20 protein-coding genes and 1 tRNA gene are annotated in these 18,791 nt (G+C 37.6%); 14 read left to right on the top strand and 7 right to left on the bottom strand.

Translation table 11 applies throughout. The annotated features are described in order from the left end of the window. The first annotated feature begins 105 nt into the window (after nt 1-105). From WAE64_RS24390 to WAE64_RS24340, 11 genes are all read left to right on the top strand, one after another. Nucleotides 106-324, top strand: coding sequence for a hypothetical protein (locus WAE64_RS24390; RefSeq protein ID WP_340240756.1), 219 nt, complete (start codon nt 106-108; stop codon nt 322-324). A gap of 31 nt (nt 325-355) precedes the next feature. Further along, entirely contained in the window at nt 356-556 is a 201-nt protein-coding gene (locus WAE64_RS24385) for a hypothetical protein (protein WP_340240754.1), read from the top strand. Nucleotides 557-634: 78 nt separating this feature from the next. Continuing rightward, entirely contained in the window at nt 635-1,834 is a 1,200-nt protein-coding gene (locus WAE64_RS24380; RefSeq protein WP_340240752.1) for a phage integrase SAM-like domain-containing protein, read from the top strand. Between the two features lie 14 nt (nt 1,835-1,848). Beyond that, on the top strand, nt 1,849-2,079 hold the full coding sequence (locus tag WAE64_RS24375) for a hypothetical protein (RefSeq protein WP_340240751.1): 231 nt from the start codon (nt 1,849-1,851) through the stop codon (nt 2,077-2,079). After that, the gene (locus WAE64_RS24370; protein WP_340240749.1) at nt 2,066-2,308 is read left to right on the top strand and encodes a hypothetical protein; all 243 of its coding nucleotides are present in this window, start codon (nt 2,066-2,068) and stop codon (nt 2,306-2,308) included. The genes WAE64_RS24375 and WAE64_RS24370 overlap by 14 nt, the downstream gene beginning before the upstream one ends. Continuing rightward, nucleotides 2,286-3,530, top strand: coding sequence for a VapE domain-containing protein (locus tag WAE64_RS24365; RefSeq protein WP_340240747.1), 1,245 nt, complete (start codon nt 2,286-2,288; stop codon nt 3,528-3,530). The genes WAE64_RS24370 and WAE64_RS24365 overlap by 23 nt, the downstream gene beginning before the upstream one ends. A gap of 298 nt (nt 3,531-3,828) precedes the next feature. Next, nucleotides 3,829-4,779, top strand: a complete 951-nt coding sequence (locus WAE64_RS24360) for a toprim domain-containing protein (protein ID WP_340240746.1) — start codon at nt 3,829-3,831, stop codon at nt 4,777-4,779. A gap of 64 nt (nt 4,780-4,843) precedes the next feature. After that, on the top strand, nt 4,844-5,269 hold the full coding sequence (locus tag WAE64_RS24355) for a hypothetical protein (protein WP_340240741.1): 426 nt from the start codon (nt 4,844-4,846) through the stop codon (nt 5,267-5,269). Nucleotides 5,270-5,344: 75 nt separating this feature from the next. Continuing rightward, nucleotides 5,345-6,487, top strand: coding sequence for a tyrosine-type recombinase/integrase (locus WAE64_RS24350; protein ID WP_340240739.1), 1,143 nt, complete (start codon nt 5,345-5,347; stop codon nt 6,485-6,487). A 225-nt stretch (nt 6,488-6,712) separates the two neighbouring features. After that, the gene (locus WAE64_RS24345; RefSeq protein WP_340240737.1) at nt 6,713-7,165 is read left to right on the top strand and encodes a hypothetical protein; all 453 of its coding nucleotides are present in this window, start codon (nt 6,713-6,715) and stop codon (nt 7,163-7,165) included. 11 nt (nt 7,166-7,176) lie between these two features. After that, a complete protein-coding gene (locus WAE64_RS24340) occupies nt 7,177-7,752 on the top strand; it encodes a 2OG-Fe(II) oxygenase (protein ID WP_340240735.1) in 576 nt (191 codons plus the stop codon). A gap of 120 nt (nt 7,753-7,872) precedes the next feature. Here the strand turns inward: WAE64_RS24340 and WAE64_RS24335 are convergent. The 3 genes from WAE64_RS24335 to WAE64_RS24325 all read right to left on the bottom strand — a co-directional run bounded on the left by WAE64_RS24335 (nt 7,873) and on the right by WAE64_RS24325 (nt 10,204). Next, nucleotides 7,873-7,956, bottom strand: a tRNA-Leu gene (locus WAE64_RS24335). 177 nt (nt 7,957-8,133) lie between these two features. Further along, entirely contained in the window at nt 8,134-9,438 is a 1,305-nt protein-coding gene (gene murA / locus WAE64_RS24330) for a UDP-N-acetylglucosamine 1-carboxyvinyltransferase (RefSeq protein ID WP_340240733.1), read from the bottom strand. Nucleotides 9,439-9,484: 46 nt separating this feature from the next. Then, complete coding sequence (locus tag WAE64_RS24325) at nt 9,485-10,204, bottom strand: DUF4290 domain-containing protein (protein ID WP_340240731.1); 720 nt, start codon at nt 10,202-10,204, stop codon at nt 9,485-9,487. A 609-nt stretch (nt 10,205-10,813) separates the two neighbouring features. Here WAE64_RS24325 and WAE64_RS24320 point away from each other — a divergent pair. Together WAE64_RS24320 and WAE64_RS24315 are read left to right on the top strand one after the other, a co-directional pair. Then, on the top strand, nt 10,814-12,367 hold the full coding sequence (locus WAE64_RS24320) for a glycoside hydrolase family 10-like protein (RefSeq protein WP_340240730.1): 1,554 nt from the start codon (nt 10,814-10,816) through the stop codon (nt 12,365-12,367). A gap of 43 nt (nt 12,368-12,410) precedes the next feature. After that, nucleotides 12,411-13,883, top strand: a complete 1,473-nt coding sequence (locus WAE64_RS24315; protein ID WP_340240728.1) for a lipopolysaccharide biosynthesis protein — start codon at nt 12,411-12,413, stop codon at nt 13,881-13,883. Between the two features lie 126 nt (nt 13,884-14,009). Here the strand turns inward: WAE64_RS24315 and WAE64_RS24310 are convergent, their stop codons facing one another. The 3 genes from WAE64_RS24310 to WAE64_RS24300 all read right to left on the bottom strand — a co-directional run bounded on the left by WAE64_RS24310 (nt 14,010) and on the right by WAE64_RS24300 (nt 16,760). After that, complete coding sequence (locus WAE64_RS24310; RefSeq protein WP_340240726.1) at nt 14,010-15,209, bottom strand: PQQ-dependent sugar dehydrogenase; 1,200 nt, start codon at nt 15,207-15,209, stop codon at nt 14,010-14,012. Between the two features lie 433 nt (nt 15,210-15,642). Further along, entirely contained in the window at nt 15,643-16,272 is a 630-nt protein-coding gene (locus WAE64_RS24305; RefSeq protein WP_340240725.1) for a hypothetical protein, read from the bottom strand. Then, nucleotides 16,269-16,760, bottom strand: coding sequence for an RNA polymerase sigma factor (locus WAE64_RS24300; RefSeq protein ID WP_340240723.1), 492 nt, complete (start codon nt 16,758-16,760; stop codon nt 16,269-16,271). The genes WAE64_RS24305 and WAE64_RS24300 overlap by 4 nt, the downstream gene beginning before the upstream one ends. Before the next feature lie 155 nt (nt 16,761-16,915). Between WAE64_RS24300 and WAE64_RS24295 the strand changes: the two genes are divergently transcribed. Then, the gene (locus WAE64_RS24295) at nt 16,916-18,190 is read left to right on the top strand and encodes a glycosyltransferase family 4 protein (protein WP_340240721.1); all 1,275 of its coding nucleotides are present in this window, start codon (nt 16,916-16,918) and stop codon (nt 18,188-18,190) included. 102 nt (nt 18,191-18,292) lie between these two features. Here WAE64_RS24295 and WAE64_RS24290 read toward each other — a convergent pair whose 3' ends face one another. After that, entirely contained in the window at nt 18,293-18,640 is a 348-nt protein-coding gene (locus tag WAE64_RS24290; RefSeq protein WP_340240719.1) for a hypothetical protein, read from the bottom strand. Nucleotides 18,641-18,791 lie beyond the last annotated feature (151 nt).

Below are 18,791 nucleotides of genomic sequence, written 5' to 3'. Positions count from 1 at the left end.
TCAAATAAAAATATTTTAAAAAACAAAACAAAACATTTGGTAATACAAAATATATTATTCTATTTTGTGATATAAATCATTCTAAATATCAAAACAAATCACTCTATGAAAGCGAATAACATACCTCAAAACAGAATAGGGGAAAACATAAAACTAAAATTTGGCAAAGAGAAACCAGTACTTACTCAAAGCATTTATAGAGATGTTTTAGCTATTCCTAAAAAAACATTTCGCAAATATGTGGATAACGAGAAACAACCAAGAATAGATGAAATTCAAAGAATAGCCCTATGGCTTGGTATTAATCCCAAAGACCTTTTTTAATCAATTTTTTAACAATTAATTATTTATCAAAATGGCAAAACAAAAAGAATCAATCAAACAAAAAGAAGTTGTAAAAGTAGTTCGTGAGTATGTACTACAAGAACTTGAGGCTAAAAATCTGGATTTAGACGACCTAAATATATCTGCATTAAATACCAGAATCAGGGAAAGTATTGACGAAGCTATTGAGACAAGTCAAGACGGTTTAAATGAGATAGAAACAGAAGACTAACAAAAAGCCCCGACTATTTCGCAGATAGACGGGGCAAACTTAATTTTTTAATCCAAATTCAAAAATCTGTTCAAATATATGAATGATTTTATTATCAATCAAGTGTCTTACCTACAATGGGTTAGAGGGCAAAGCAAAAGCAAAAACGGTGAAATATCTGTTTATATTACAGTTACCTGTAATGGACAAAAATCACAATTCAATACCTATGTTAGAGGGTTAGAAAAGCACTGGAACCCAAAGAAAAAATGCTTTAATGGCATTGAGAACGAACCTATCAATGCGAAGCTAAAACTTATCGTTTCAGCACTCCAGAAAATCGAATTACAACTTTCTGCCAGTAATCAGGAAGTAACAGCCAAATCTATCATTCAGGCTTATACAAATAAGCTCGAAAGCAAAGTTGTAAAGGCGGATAAAACCCCTAGCCTACTGAAAGTTGTAGATGCCTATTTACAACGCCAAAACGAGTACGGTTCTAAAAAACAAACCCGTAAAAATCACAGTACTTATAAAAGGCACTTAATTGTTTTTCTCAAACAGATTAAAAGAGAGAATCTGAAATGTCAGGATTTCGATTATGATTTAGCAGAAGAATTTAAGCTATTCATGCACAAAAATAAGTCAGGTACGAATCACACCAACCGAGTTATTGGACTGGTTAAACGTGTGTTGGATTTTGCTGTTATCAAGAAATACATTTCAAATAACCACCTGACAGCCTTACGACTAAAGTATGATGAAAGACTAAATACGACTTCTTTAGACAAAGAAACACTACAACGTTTACAGGACACCGTTTTTAGCCCAAGACTGCAAAAAATAGCCGATATTTTCCTTTTCATGTGTGGCACTGGTATAGACCATTGCGACTATATCAGGCTGACTAATGATAATTACTATTTAGAGAATGGCAAGCATTTTATCAAGCAAGAAAGACAAAAATCAGGGTCGGAAGCCGATGCCCTGATGCTTAGTTTTGCTATCAGGATTTTGGAGAAATACAAAAGCATTAATGAGCTACCCCAATGTAGTTTAACAGAGCTTAACAGGGAGTTAAAAGAACTTGCCAAAGCATCGGGTATTTATATCCGTTTAACGTCCAAAATAGCCCGTAAAACCTACGCTAACCACTTGGCCAATGTGTCGGGCTTCTCCGATGAAAATATTGCGTATTTCATGGGTCATAAAACCACTAAGCACTTAAAACATTATCGCAAGATTAAGAAAAACAGAGTGTTTAATGAGCTTGCCAAGATTGATACTAACCTACTCTAAAATATACTACCACTATGATAATTTATAAAGAAATCGCAAACCAGATGCAAGAGTTTTGCGATTTAAATACACCTGATGAAATCCGAGAAAATACCAGAGTACTCACTTTAGCTTTGGCTCAGTCAGACTATTTTGAAGTATTGGACAAACCTTATTTAAGTGAAATTCTCAATTACCTACATCAAGTAGAAGATATTCTTTTGAGTGTCCACCAGATAAAAATTAAGCTCTATGAAGGAAAATAAATACACCCTTGACCAGCTACAAGATTTTTGTAATGAGCATACACCCTACGAAGTCAAAGAAAAGACCAGAGAGATTATTCTCAACTTGTTGCAATCTGATAGTTTCAATTCAATGGACACATTCACCAAAGTAGCTTTTATTCAATATCTATTCCAGATTGAAGATATTCTTCTTGGTGCTTTCAATGACTTAAACTTAGATACAAATGAAAAACAACGACTACAATAAGCCCAAAATAGACGAAATAGAATATTATCTGAATAGCCTGTATGAGTTTAGAAATGATGTAGTTTCTAAGGTTATTCAATGGAGAAAAAAGGGGGCTGAATCTTACGAAATACTTAACCAAAGCAATTTAGAGGTCGATTTATACAGAAGTGGGTTTAAAGGGTTTAAAGACCCTTTAAACGCTCTTTTAAGCTCTGATTATGTACCAAAATACAATCCGTTTGAAGAATACTTTTTAACACTTCCCAAATGGAATACATCGGACAAAAGTATGATTGAAAACTTACTTTCGTTCGTCCGTCTGGAAGACGAGAGTAAAAGAGAGTTTTTTAATTGTATGGTTAAAAAGCATCTTGTTAGGGCTGTTGGTTGTGTGCTAAGAAAAATCGGTTTTAATAAACATTGCTTGGTGCTGGTAGGTAAACAACATGATGGTAAAACCTCATTTATCAGGAATCTTTGCCCTACTCCACTAAAAGCGTATTATCTGGAAAACCCACCATTAGACCATAAAGATAGCAGTATTGAGTTAAGCCGGAATTTGATTATTAACCTTGATGAGTTGGAAAAACTGGACAAACAGGATGCCAACAAAATCAAGTCTCTTTTCAGTCAGGAAAGCCCAAAGGTTCGCTTAAATTATGACAAGTTTTCTGTCAAAATGGAACGCTATGCCAGTTTTTTCGGCACTACCAATGATTCAGAATTTTTGAACGATGTAACTGGAAATGTACGGTGGTTAGTCTTTGAAATCGACGGTATCACCCATGACAACGGCGGTTCAAATGGCTATATGCCTGTTAGTATTGATTCGGTTTGGTCGGAAGCTCTCCACCTCTTAGAAAATGGCTTTGAGTACAACTTAAACACCAAAGAGATTGAACAAATAGAAGCTATCAATAGAAAGCATCAACGCCTTACTACTGAAATAGAATTGATGCAGAAATACTTTGAGCCATGCCCAGAGAATGACAAAGAAGCCATTTTCGTACAATCATCTGATTTAATAGATTGTTTGGGGTATGCTTGTAACCATCAATTTAAAATCAATAGCGTGATAATTGGCAAGGCTCTAACCTATCTTGGATATAAACGACACTCTAAGCGGATAAATGGGAAAAATCCTATTTATGGCTATTATGTCAAACCAATGAATGAAGTTATAAAAGCAAAAATAGCTAATTCATCTTACTACTTACTACAAGAAAGCACAACACTTTAATAATCAGCCATTTAAGGCCAAACCATGTAGTAAGATAAATATTATTTCTAGTTACTACAAAGTTACTACATCTTACTACTGGTAGACAAAAATATAAGAAATAACAATATGTAGTAAGATGGTAGTAACATACACATTTAAAACAACAAGCTCATAAATTACTTATAATCAATCAATTAAAAGCACCTGTAGTAAGTAGTAAATGTAGTGAGTAGGTTTTGAAAACTTTTTAGAATAAAAAAATTAGAATTTTCCTGACAAATGGTAAAAGTACAATAACCGCTAAAATAAAAAGAGAATGTTTATAGACAAATCACATATAGAAAGAATCAAACAAATACCTATAACCGACTATCTACAAAGCATCGGTATTACTCCTGTCGGTACATCTGGCCATCAACTTGTTTATTCTTCACCGATAGTAAACGAAAAAACACCTTCTTTCTTTGTCGAACCTAAGAAGAATGTATTTAACGACTTTGCAAGCGGTCAGAAAGGCGATGTAGTGTGTTTAGTAAGATTGATTGAGCAATTACCTTTCTTCGATGCTCTTAATCGCTTAGAGAGTCTAAAAAGTGGCAATTGTGATGTGAATGATACGTACAATGGACGTGTGTCAGACGTGAATATGAGGTTCCAGAGACGTGCCAATGACGTTGCACCCGCTTCTTTTTCTTTTAGCGGTGAAAACTCTTTACCTAACAACCCGAAAACAATAATTACCAGTATTCGCACCCTTTCGAACCCTGTACTAATTCAGTATGTAAAGCATAGAGGTATCAGCATTGAATTAGCTAATCTCTATTTAAAAGAAGTTCACTTTATCAACAATGGCAAACAATACTTTGCTATCGGCTTTCCAAATAATGGTGATGGGTATGAACTCAGAAGCGCAAACTATAAAAGTAAAACTGCTAATGGCATAAGCGTATTTGAAAAATATACTGATACGCTTAATCTATTTGAAGGTTTCTTTGACTTTCTTTCTGCTTTACAGTACTATAATACATATACACTTAGATATACAACTATTGTACTAAATTCTACAAGTAACCTTTCGTTAGCATATCCGTATTTAAAAAATCGGTTAGCCATTAACTGTTTTTTAGACAACGACAAAGGCGGACAACAAGCTGTAAGTCAACTACTTACAAAACAATATCCAGTTATCAATCAGTCAGCAATTTTACACCCTAACAGTAAGGATTTTAACGATTATCTGTTAGGAAAAAGCATCAAAACCGATTAACGGTTTTTCATACCTTTTTCATACGTATTTTTTAACTATTTCATAACTCATAATTTTTTTAATAATGGAAAAAAAGAAGTGTAAACAATGTGGTAAATCCTTTGAAGCCAAAAGAGCCGATTCTCTTTATTGCTCTAACAATTGCAAGCAAAAAGCTCATCAACAAAGAAGCATTGAGAAAGAACAAACACCAGAAGAAGAAACTCATGCCCAGATTTTTTATTATGATGAATTTGAAAAAGCAAAGCAAACAGATGAATTTATCATCTATTGCTTTTATCGACGAGCACTACCGTTAAAATGTAGGATTGAGGACATTAACAACTATTTTGAAGCAACTTTCAAGCGTTTTGATTATTTCAGGGAGTACGCAGAAAACACAAGAGCATTTAAAGAATTTACAGAAAGGTTCTTAAGTGGAGAGTTTAAAGTTTTTCCTAATAGATTTATTGATGGGAAAGATATTTATGGCGTAGAAAATTTCAGTTAGTAATTTCTTAACCACCTTGTTTAACAGCCCTGACACCAAGATTTAGGGCTGTTAATTAACTAATGACGAATGTTCATGAAGCAAGTAATCAATAATAATATTATTCTTTCGACTGCGACAAATCCAATTCTTAAAGATTATAACGGAGATGCTTCTAAACGTTGGTATATTGAATACTATGTAAACAATATTATTTCAAACACGCAAAGCCGTAAACGGGAATGGATTTCATCTAAATTAGATGAAAAACAACGTTACAATGAAGCTGAAAAGAGAATTTTAGCTATTACACAAAAAGCTAATGAAGCTCATAAACAGCCAGAAGGTTCGCCTATGACTGTTCTGAAAATAAAAGCTGTACTTCTTCATGTAATAGGAGAAATGAAATTGCGTGATAAATCTAAAAGCACTTATAACACTAGCGTGTATCATTTATGCAATTTCTTAAAGCATACCCGAATTGCTAACATTACCGACATCAATCAAGATTTGGTTAATGAGTTCTTTGATTCATTCGCACCCTCATATAACCCCAATACAGTAAAGAGCACACTTAACCATTTAAAATCTACCTTTTCAGAAGCCCTTAGAAAGAAGCTCATAAGTGTTAATCCATTTATGGGTATTAGATTGAATATTGCTAAAAATGATGGCGATTTCAACACACCATTCAACGACTACGAAAAAGCCGCTGTTGAAAAGCACCTGAAAGAACATAATTATAGGCTATACCTTTTTACAAGGTTTGTATTTTACGCTTTTCTACGGCCAAAGGAATTAAGGCATATCAAAGTGGGAGACATTGACCTAAGACTAAAAACTATCAAAGTAAAAGGTGAAGTATCAAAAACTAACACGCTTGATATTATCCCGATTCTTAAGCCATTATATGATTTAATTGAAGAAAATGAGTTACTCAATTATCCAGCTTCATTTTATCTATTTGGTAAGAACATGATGCCATCGGCTGAAAAATTACCAGCCAACTATGCCACCAGTGAACACAAAAAGGTTTTGAAAGAATTAGAAATATACAAAGAAAGAATTACCACTTTATACGCTTGGAAACATACAGGCAATATTCACGCTTATCTGGCTGGCATGGACATAAAAATGATTCAGCGAATTAACCGACATAAAAGCCTAGCCACAACAGAGATTTACTTAAAAAAGATAGGCTTGTTTCTGGATAGGGCTATTTTTGATTTTGCTTATTGATGAATTCTTTATTTAGAGATTTTATGGTTTTTCTTAGTAACTTGTTAATGAAAAAGATATTTATGAAATAGAAAGGAGTTACTTTAATTATACGTTTAAAAGCAATCTCAAAGTTTAAAGGCTACTTTTGAACAATTTTGATGTCCCAATAAATAATTACATTATATTGAATGTTTATATAATTATAATTACATTTGATTATTATTCACCTAAAAAAATAATCCTATGTCATATTCTAGTATTTCTCTAACAGCAATTAAAAAAAGCGATACGATAGGCAATTATATCTTAGTACATGGCTCAATTGCTGTTAACGACGAAAAAACAGAGCTTAAGATTCTCAAAGCTCAAACTCCAGAATTTAAAGCAAATACCTTATCTCTTGAGCTTAATATTAATTCTGAGTATATGCAGTTTTCCGACAATGATATTTTTGTTAAGCCGTTTTCTTTTATTAAAAGACTCGACTTTATTGATGATTATGACCAGATTGAGTTAATAAGTAATCAAGACCATCATATTCTAATTGATATAGAAGATAGCGAAGACCTAAGTAACAATTTTGTGATAGAAAGCGATTTAGGACAAAGTATATTTGCTGTAGAAGCAAAACTTGACAAAATGGGTTCTTTAATAGTTATGCATAAAAAAGGCAGTAAACTTAAAGACAATAAGTAAAATTTATTACTATGATAAACTTAAAACTTAATATTCAACCAACCAGAATTGAATCTGTCGATGCACACAAAATCCTAATTTTTGATGATATTTTCTCAAGAAAAGAAATTATTCGTTTTCATGAACTTATGTCTCTTTCTAATTTCACCTTCCTGCATTCATCTAGATTTGATACTAAGAAATATAGAGAATGGATGGCTGATTTTCTAATAGATGACTTTGAAAGTCATATTATACATGAAAAAGCAAAGAAAATTGCTGAATATTTTTCTGAAAGTAAGAGAGCAATAAAATGTTATAATGTATTTTGCAACGCATCAACCTACGGAAATCAGTCTTTCATCCATAGTGATTCATATGATAAATCTAATATTTCTGTGCTTTATTATGTGAATTCTAATTGGAAAAGTGAATGGGGTGGGGAAACAATTTTTTTTGATAAAAATCAAGAAGCTAGAATTGCTATAGGCTTTAAACCTGGTAGATTTATTGTCTTTGATGCAGAGACAATTCATAGAGCAGGGGTTCCAAGTAGAATATGCCCAGAGGTTAGACTTACTTTAAGTATTCGTTTTCAAAATAGTTAAATTTCTATCATATAAACCCTGTTACTAACACCAGTGCTAACAAACCCACCACCCCAGCACAACAAAAAACCGTAACTACTTATAAATCAAGTAATTACGGCTATTTATTTGTTTACTGCGTACCCAGAGCCGGAGTCGAACCGGCATGCCCGTGAAGGCATTGGTGTTTGAGACCAACGCGTCTACCGATTCCGCCATCTGGGCATGTACTACGGTATTAATCGAATTGGGACTGCAAAGGTATGTTTTTGCATTTACAATTCAAAATAAAAGTTTTTATTTTTTTTGAGTTGAGTAATTTCTCGATGGTGAATTAGTGGATGGCGAATTAGTGAATATTTTTTTTCAAATTCGCTAATTCGCCATTCGTAATTCAAGATTCTAAATCCTAACAATCTCCGCGCCTATTGCGTTTAGGCGGCCGTCGATGTTTTGGTAGCCTCTGTCAATTTGCTCAATGTTATCGATGATACTTGTACCTTCGGCCGATAGTGCGGCTATCAATAATGATACTCCGGCACGTATATCCGGCGAGGTCATGCGGATACCTCTTAGTCTATGCTCACGGTTCAAGCCTATTACGTTGGCACGGTGTGGGTCGCAAAGAATAATCTGTGCCCCCATGTCAATCAGTTTATCGACAAAGAACAGGCGACTTTCAAACATCTTCTGGTGTATCAATACCGTTCCTTTGGCTTGTATGGCTGTTACCAATATAATCGAAATAAGGTCAGGTGTAAAGCCCGGCCATGGCGCATCGTAGATTGTCAGAATAGAGCCGTCAATCAAAGAGCTGATTTCATAATGCGTTTGTGCCGGAATATGAATATCGTCTCCTCTGAACTCCATCTGGATTCCGAGTTTCTTAAACACATCAGGAATAATCCCTAATTCCGGAATGCGACAATTTTTGATTGTGATTTCTGACTGGGTCATGGCCGCTAAGCCAATAAAACTACCAATCTCAATCATATCAGGCAACATGGTGTGCTCGCAGCCGTGTAGTTCTTTTACGCCTTCAACAGTAAGTAAATTAGAACCTACGCCCGATATTTTTGCACCCATGCTGTTTAGCATCTTGCTCAATTGTTGCAGGTAAGGCTCACAGGCAGCGTTGTAAATGGTGGTGGTTCCTTCGGTCATTACGGCGGCCATCAATACGTTGGCAGTACCTGTTACCGAAATCTCGTCCATCCAAACATAAGCACCTTTCATTTTTGAACCTTCTACGGTATAAAAAGCATCGTTAGGGTCGTAGATAAACTCTGCACCTAATTTCTGGAAACCCGTAAAGTGAGTATCCAATGGTCGGCGACCGATTTTATCTCCACCCGGGCGGGGTGCTTTTCCTTTGCCAAAGCGGGCAAGCATTGGCCCCAATAGCATAATAGACCCACGCAAAGCCGAGGCTTTCTCTTTATACTCGCTGGTTTCGAAATAATCAAAGTTTACGTCACTGGCCTGAAAAGTATATGAGCCTGCTCCTATTTTGTTGCAGCGCACGCCCATATCACTCAACAACTCAATGAGTTTGTTTACGTCTCTGATATCCGGAATATTATTGATTGTCACAGTTTCTTTGGTCATCAAAACGGCACACACAATTTGTAGCGCTTCGTTTTTTGCCCCCTGTGGTATAATTTCTCCTTGTAGTTTTTTTCCTCCTGTTATTTTAAAAGATGCCATATAGTCGAAATATCAAGCTATTGTGATGAAAGGATTCAGCTTTTTGTTAACGTCTTCTTTTATTATTGTTATTATTGTTTCTGTCGTTTTTATAACCGCTGCCAAAGTTCTTGTTGCGGTTATTATCCCGATTATCACGGCCACGGTTATCTCTGTCCCGATTATCACGCTCGCCTCTTTCTCTGAACTGCCCCTGTGTTTGTTGTGGCTGAGGGATTCGCTGGCGGCTTCCGTTACCATCTTTAGGCGACGACTCCATCAAGCCATCACGGCGAAGGGCGTCAATCTCTGACTGGAATCTGAATCCTGACAGTTCTAAAATCTGTTGTAAGCAATCTTCGGTTTCGATGCTGTCTTTGTTCCAGGTCTGGTAAAAGTTTTTCATCAAGCGCACCATATAAGAGATAAAAGCCTTGCGGTCTTCAATATCTTCGGTAATCATGGCTTTTAGCACCAATAACTCAAGGTTACGGCCATAAAAACGGTGTTTCAGGTGGTGTTGATTATAAGGAACCAGCATAGGGCGTTTACCCAAAATCTCTTTTGGTGGCGCCGGAAAAGGACTGTCAACGTCAAGGTCAAAGTTGGCAATGATATATAAATCATCCCATAGTTTTTTTGAGTAATCAATGCCTTCACGCATATTTGGGTGAATCTGGCGCATCAATTCTACCAGAATATGGGCATATTTTGTTCTCTGGTCTTTGTCAGGCAGACTAATGATGTAGTCGGTTAATTTCTGAATATTACTTCCGTATTCTTTCACAATAATTAAGAATGTAAAGAGTGAAACTGAATCATTATTATCGATTCAAAATAAAAGCATATAATAATATATGACTTGTTGGGTGAATCTAAGAATATATTATCCCTATGGGATACGGGCTCAAAAACTATCTGATAATACTACCGATATATCGTCCCGATGGGACTAAGGAATATCCCGTCAGGGACGCCCAGTCGGGATAAGATGTCGGTAGAGAAAATTAAACTATTTTAGAGCGAAGTCCCGTAGGGACGGTATATTAAAACCTTAAAATCTATTTCACCCAACAGGTAATAATACTAGCTTTTTTTCTATTAATAATAAACTTGTTTAATATTATTTTCACCGAATAAATTCGGTGTCTAAAAGTAACAAAGGCGGCCGCCGCAGCGGAACAATTTTAGTAGTTCAACGCGGACTTAAGTCCGCTTATGTAAAAAAAATACCTTTGTTATATTAGGCAGCGAATTTATTCGCTGTCATTTATACACTTTCAATAATAATGTTAAAAGCTTAACATTATTGCTAAACACAGCAAAAGTAACAAAAAATAGCCGTTGGGTTAAATTTTTATCTAATTTTGAGTAAAATTTCAAAACTAACATCTGGATGTATTTGAAAAACGCTGCTATCTACCTAATAATTTATGCTTTCCTGAGTGGTTGTAGTAAAAAAGTTACCTACCAATATGTATCAAAGTCTGCCGGGCCTAAACGTGAGTTTCGGGCTGTATGGGTAGCCACTATTGATAATATCGACTGGCCTTCTCGCAAGGGTTTGTCGTCGGAAACCCAACAACAGGAGTTCAGAACAATGCTCGACCGCCAGAAAAGCTATGGCATGAATGCCGTGCTGGTGCAGGTAAGAGCCGCCGCCGATGCCTTTTATGCCCGTGGACAAGAGCCCTGGTCTGAATGGCTTACAGGCGCACAGGGCAGAGCCCCTGAGCCTTTCTACGACCCCATGATATTTATGATTCATGAAGCCCATCAGCGAAACATGGAGTTTCATGCCTGGCTTAATATGAACAGAGGGGCGCATAAAGCTTCAAAAAGTATCATTCAAGACCACCTCATTAATACCCGTCCCGAATGGTTTCTGACTTATGGTGGTTACAAATTGTTTAATCTGGGCATACCCGAAGTGCGCGACTATATTACTGAAATTGTGCTGAATATAGTAAGAAATTATGATGTTGATGGGATTCATTTCGATGATTATTTTTATCCCTATACCATCGCCAACGAAAAGCTGCGCGATGAGGATACTTTCAGAAAATACAAGGGTAATTTCAGAAATATTGAAGACTGGCGACGCAACAACGTAGACTTGGTTATCAAGAGTATCAGCGATGGCATGCGCCAGATAAAACCTAAAGTAAAATTTGGTATTAGTCCCGTAGGCGTGTGGCGCAATGCTTCTGTTGACCCTAGCGGCTCGCAGACAGCAGGCGGACAAACTTCTTATGATAACCTGTATGCCGATACCAAGAAATGGGTACAAAACGGCTGGATTGATTACATTGCTCCGCAGATATATTTTAGCTTTGAGTTTGGTAAAGTACCTTACAAAGTATTAGCCGACTGGTGGACAAAACACAACTACGACCGCCATTTATACATTGGTCATGCGGCCTATCGGGTAAAAGCAGGCAGCAACGAAGTAGGCTGGGAAAAAGCCAACCAGATTCCACGACAGGTGAAGTACAACCGAAGTAAGCCGCAAATTACGGGTAGTATATATTTCAGTGCCAAGCCTTTGAGTAAAAACGAGCTATCGGTAGTTGATTCGCTTCGGAGCTTGTATTACTACCCTGCCCTACCGCCGGCAATGCCATGGAAAGACAATATTCCGCCTAATGCGCCGGAAAATGTACAAGCACAAAAGGTAAGGGGTACAAGTGTTTTAATCAGTTGGGATGCTCCCGCAATTTTGCCTAAAGATGGCGAAGAGCCTAGTGCTTTTATCGTGTATCGTTTTGATAAAGACGAAAAGATAAACCTGGATAACACATCAAAAATCTTAGGGATTGTAAGAAACGAGGGTATGCTGAGTTTCTCAGATAAAACCTATGAGCAGGGGCAAGCTTATGTGTATGTGGTTACGTCGCTCGACCGACTGAGTAACGAAAGCCAGATGAGTAATATAGTAAATGTAAAATAAGGATACGTTTTTCGAGATGAGTGTAATAAAAAAACAGGCTTTTTTGAGTACCATTTTCTCTTATGCCGGAGTATTAGTAGGGTTTATTTCGCAGTTTTTCATATTTCCCAATTATTTTGAGAAAGAACAAATCGGCTTGCTAAATGTACTACTCTCTTATATGTATGTAATGGTGCAAATCTCTACTTTAGGCTTTAATGCAGCCGGAAGCCGTTTTTTTGTACATTTCAGAGATGCTAAGCGTGGGCATAAAGGCTTCTTGTTTATGGGTTTATCAATTGCATGTGTAGGCTTTTTGCTTTGCAGCATAGGCGTATTTTTTCTAAAAGATTCTATGATTGAAAGCAAAGGCAAAACCGACCTGCTAGCGGCTAACTTTTACTTTCTGTTGCCTATTACTTTCGCTACGGTGTTGTTTAATATGTTTGATAACTATGCCAAAAACTTGTATGAAACCGTAACAGGCACGTTTCTGTCGCAGTTTGTGCAGCGTTTTCTTATCATGATTTCCTTGTTTTTGGTTGTTTTCAATATTCTTGATTTTTCGCAGTATATATGGGTATGGGTGCTGGCGGTTTCACTCTATGTAGTGCCTATGATATGGAAAGCAACACGGCTTGAAGGTTTTTCGCTAAAGCCCGATTTCTCGGTGATGACACCCGAGTTTACCAAAGAGTTTGCTATTTATAGCGGACTTACTATTCTGACAGGCTTTTCGTCGATGATTATCTTGTATATAGATAAAATCATGCTGGCCGAAATCACAACGCTAGAAGAGACGGGTATTTATAGTACAGCGGCTTTTTTTGGGAGTGTAATGGGCATGTCGCTGATAGCACTCAATAAGGCATCGGCACCTATTATTGTTGATTCATTTGCCAAAAATGACCTCAAAAACATTGCTACTATTTACCGGAAAAGTTGCACAACTTCGCTGATTGTGGGTTGCTGGATTTTCTTGGGCATTTATTTGAATATTGATAACCTTTTCGTGTTTCTGCCCGAAGGTTATGAAGAAGGTAAATGGGTGATTATTATTCTGAGCCTAGGTAAATTGTTCGATTTGGCCACTGGGCTTAATGGCACAATTCTGACGCTCTCGAAGTACTACCGTTACGATACTTATATTATGGTCGGACTCATCATTCTGACAGTTTTCCTGAACTGGTTGCTGATTCCAATCTATGGTATAAATGGAGCTGCTTTTGCGCTGGCTATAGCAACGATTTATTATAATGTTGCCCGATATGCCATTTTATGGTGGAAACTAGGCATGCAGCCTTTTACGATAGATATTCCGAAAGTACTTGTGGTAATGCTTCTAAGCGGACTAGCCATAAGTTTGCTACCTGTAACAGATGGCAGCAAATTTAAAACAGTGATAGATATGAGCTACCGTTCGGTTGGCATTACGCTACTCTACGGCACCATTATTTACTGGAGCAATATTTCACCCGAACTAAACGGAGCCATGCGTAATTTGTGGAAAACTGTTGTGGGGTTTGGGAGGAGGTGAAAATTTCCTCACCCCAACCCCTCTCCCCAGGGAGAGGGGCTAAAAAGTCCCCCTCCGCGCGGCGTCCGCTCCTTTTTTCAGGAGAGGGACGGTCGGCCGCTGCCGTTGGGGTGAGGTGAAGCACTCTTACTTCTTCGCTAAAGAATAAATCTTACCTGAACTGTAATTGAGTATATACAATTCTTTTGCGGCGTCTTCGCCGAAGGCTGAAATGCTGCCTACGTTATCTATTTTGTCGTTGCTGTTGGTGGCTTTTGAGGCACTGTAATTGAGCGCCCATATTTTGCCACTTACGTAATCGCCGAAAATGTATTTGCCTACTAAGTCAGGCAGTTTTGTTCCTCTATACACCAAACCACCCGTTACCGAACGCCCGTCGGTGCCTTGTCTGTAGCTGAATACCGGCCCGATAAGTCCTGATTGGTTACAGTTGCCTGCGGCATAGAAACAGTCGTCGCCTTCTTTTACTTTCCAGCCGTAGTTACCACCTTTCGTAATGATGTCGATTTCCTCTACTTCATTCTGCCCCACATCACCTACCCAAAGGTTGTTGGTAGTGGCATCGAAGCTGAATCGCCATGGGTTACGCAAACCATAGGCATAGATTTCTGGCATGAATCCTTCTGTATTGTTTACATAAGGGTTATCGGCAGGAATGCTGTATTTCTCGGTTTCGGCCACGTTTACGTTTATTCTTAGAATCTTACCCAAAAGGTCTTTGCGGTTCTGTGCATGGTTTTGCGGGTCGCCGCCACTACCACCGTCTCCGGTTGCAATGTATAGGAATCCGTCAGACCCAAAGGCCATCTTACCGCCTTTGTGGTTGGTGTAAGGTTGCTCAAATGTCAACAAGATTTTCTCACTGCTGGCATCGGCCGTTGTTGAGCCCTGGTTTACTTTAAACCTCGAAATAACTGTCTGGCGAGAAGGTAAATTACGGTTGTAATTCACATAAAAATAGCCATTTGTTTTGAAATCAGGGTGAAAAGCAAGTCCGAGTAAACCCATTTCGCCACCAGCATCTACACGGGCATCAATATCCAGAAATACCGGCGCCTGCGCCACTGTAGACACGTTGTCGAATACCCGAATCACGCCACGTTGTTCTATTACATAAACTTTGTTGGTACCATCGCCGGCATGGGTAAATTCTACGGGATCGTCGAACATTAAGTTCGGGAAGGCGATAACGGCCTGGTACTCGCCTGTTACCGGATTGGCCGTCGAATCATCGGGTTTATCTGTCGGGTCGGAGCTTGACTCACAACTAAAACCGAAAAAGGCGCTAAAAGCTGCTAAGGAAATGAGAATGATTATTTTTTTCATATAAGCTATTGGATTTTAATCTTAACGCTCAAACTGCACCAAATGATTTAAAAACCTGATAAAATATCAAAAAAATAACGTGCTTATTTGCATTTGCCAGTAGAAATTGGGACTACATTTTGGCTAAAGCCGATTTGGATAATGTAATTATAATCCACCAGCTAAAGCTGCGGACGCCGCGCGGGCGGCAATTGATTCAATAGGCCCCACGCAGGGGAAAAGTCCCCCTCTCCTTTTTCAGGAGAGGGGGATTTAGGGGGTGAGGAGAAATCGCTAAAGCTAATTGATTCAACACCTCCACACATGATAGAAAAGAACGCTTATTTCTTGAAACCTAATTATTCACCGAAATGGATGGAATGATTCAAAAGTAATAGTCAATACCCGTGTTCACCCAATTTATTCACCGCCTGTGGATTAGACAAACCCACATTTAACCCTGCATTAATTCGTGCGATAGTGCCTCTAATTCTTTTAAATCTTCTTTAAAACCCTCGCTTTTGTTGTTTTTAAATGCACCCAACTTAAAAGCCAGAAAATAGATTACAAGGCAGATTGCCATCGGAATAAGGGTTTCGAGCAAGGCATCGTTCAAAGGCTTGGTTTTAAGCTTATTTGGTAAAAACGATAGCGTTGTAAGAAAACCCGAAGCAAGCATCAGTATACCAAACCAGCCTTCGAGCTTCTTGTTCTTTTCGTATTCTTTTATCACATTATTCAGAAAAGCCCCCAGCGTAGTATTGTTCATATCAATGTTCGCAATGGCATTGTTTTTATAGATAGCGCCTAGTGCAAACAAGATGCCTACTGCCAGCAAGCCAAAAGGTACAAACTGAGCAGTATAAGTAAAGTCGAAAGGGTTACCAAAAAAAATAGCCCCTAAAACCACTAGTTCAAATACCATCAAGGCAAAAAACCATTTGTTTTCACGTTTAATTTGTGCCACTCTCGACCTCGACCGTTCTTTAATCATGCCTACAATGAGGCGTTCGGTGAGCATTTGTGAGGTCTGTAATTTCTGGTCATATACTTTCCATGCCGATTTAAATTCATCTAAGTTCATATTTCTTCTGCTTTAATGATTTTTTCTAATTTAGTTTTGATTCTGTTAAGCCTTACCCCAACATTTGAGTGTGTAATACCAATGATTTCGGCTATATCGTCATAGCTTTTGTCGTCCATGTAGAGCATAATAATCGCCTTTTCGATTTCTGAAAGTTTCTCGATAGCCCTTTGTAATAAACTCACCTTGTCGGTTTCCGGCTGGTAAAGATTCATGTCGGGTATCTGCAGCTCGTTGGCCGAAATAGCGCTTCTTTCGGGTTTACGGCTTTCTTTTCTAAAGTTCGAAATGGCAGTATTCAAGGCCACTCTATATAGCCATGTAGTAGTTTTAGCCTCTTGTCTGAAATTGGGGTACGATGTCCACAATTGTAAAACAATCTCCTGAAAAAGGTCTTTTTTATCATCGTCGACATGACAATACAAATTACATACTTTGTATATAAGAGCTCTGTTTGTATTTATCAATTGAATAAAATCCTTTTCCATTCGCTGATGTTTTGTTTGAACAATTAGTCGTGAGGCAGGTCGAAAACTTACATTGTAGGAAATATTTTTTTAATAGGCAAAAGATACTCCTGCTAAAGATATGCCAAAAAATTACTTAATTCGCATCAATTATTGACACAGCAAAACTACGTTTCTTGAAAATTCTACTCATAAATACCGACGATAGCATGGGCGGAGCAGCCATTGCCTGTTTAAGATTACTGTCGGTTTTAGAAGACGAAAAAGGTGTTGAGGCCAAGCTACTGGTACAACAAAAGAAACGAAACAATGCCGATGTAGTGGCTGTTGCTGAAAGCTGGTTAGCCCAGAAAATGGCTTTCGGACGTTTTGTGCTTGAGCGACTTTATTTCAGGCTGCACGAAAAGAACAAAGAAGTTCGCTTTGCTTTTTCTCCTGCCAATACGGGCATCGATATTTCGGAACACCCTTTGGTGCAAGAGGCCGACATTATACACCTGCATTGGGTTAACTTTGGTTTTTTATCCATCGAATCACTCCAAAAACTATTCAGTTTAGGCAAGCCCATTGTCTGGACATTGCACGATATGTGGGCATTTACAGGCGGCTGTCACCACAGCGGCGACTGTGAGAATTACCAGCTGCAATGCGGTAATTGTGAGCCTTATGTCCGTAATCCTTCGGCAAATGATTTATCGGCAAAAGTATGGCGTGCAAAAGCGCAGGCTTTCAGCAAAATCAATACTTCAACTACGCAGATAATAGGCTGTAGCCAATGGTTGGCAAACAGAGCCAGAAAAAGCAGCTTATTCAAAAACCTAACGATTGATGCCATACCGAATCCTTTAGATGTTAACATCTTTAAACCGACCAATAAAACAGAAGCCAGAGCAAAGCTAAACCTGCCAACAGATAAAAAACTTATTTTGTTTGCGGCGGCTAAAGTTACTGTCATCTGGAAAGGTTTTAGCTATTTTCAGGAAGCCTTGAAGATTTTGCATGCGCAAATTAGTAATCCTGAGGGTATTGAATTGGTGATTTTAGGAGAAAGCGACGAAGAACTCAATAAAACACTCCCTTTCAGAACCCATGCTTTAGGGCGCATAGCCGACGTAGAAAAAATTGCCTTGATTTACTCAGCGGCCGATGTATTTACGATTCCGTCTATTCAGGAGAATCTGCCCAATACCATTATGGAAGCAATGGCTTGCGGTACGCCGGCTGTTGGCTTTAAAGTAGGCGGCATACCCGAAATGATTGAACACCAACAAACCGGATTTTTAGCTAGTTATAAATCGGCCGAAAGTTTGGCAGAGGGCATTAATTGGGTATTGTTCGAAGCCAATGCCGAAACCCTAGCCAACAACGCCAGAAAAAAGGTATTAGAAAATTACTCGCAAGAGGTTGTGAAGGACAGGTATTTGAGGGTTTATGAGTTGCTTTTGAAATGAGATTGTTGAGATGTTCCTCATGACGTGTGAGGTTCGCTAAAAGTCTCCTGTGTGCACCAGCCAAAGCCATAAAATTTGAGATTTATAGTTACTATTAGAATTCTATACTTTTTCCTCAGTTACTTCAAACTCAATATCTGATTCAGAAAAATTTAAACCAGTTATTTGTGCCTCTATAATTGCATTTTTTAAACTCTCTGATATTAAATGTTGATTATTAAGACCAGAAAGAAATATTAAATCAACTATTTTATTTAAAACAATTTTTCTTGGATAAATAGTAAGACCCATTTCTTGCCTTAATAACTTATTTTTTCTTAAATAATCTTCTTTATTCTCAATTATATCGTTAAATTTTTGATGAAATATAAAATCTCTTTTTTCGTCTCTCATTGCTAAAATGAAAACAGATTTTTCAAGATTGATATTATCTATAAAATGTCCTGCCATTTGCAACATTTAATAATTAATCTTTTCTTTTTTATATAATAATTTCGAATCATAAAATCTATGAGGATTAGCTATACTGAAATAATAATAGGGCTTTCGCTTTGGAATGGTCATGCCGCAGAGATTTGAGGTTTTCTTAATTGTGACTTCA

The organism is Emticicia soli, from assembly GCF_037860775.1.
GTDB lineage: Bacteria > Bacteroidota > Bacteroidia > Cytophagales > Spirosomataceae > Emticicia > Emticicia soli.
This window is presented reverse-complemented; position numbering and strand designations above follow the sequence as displayed.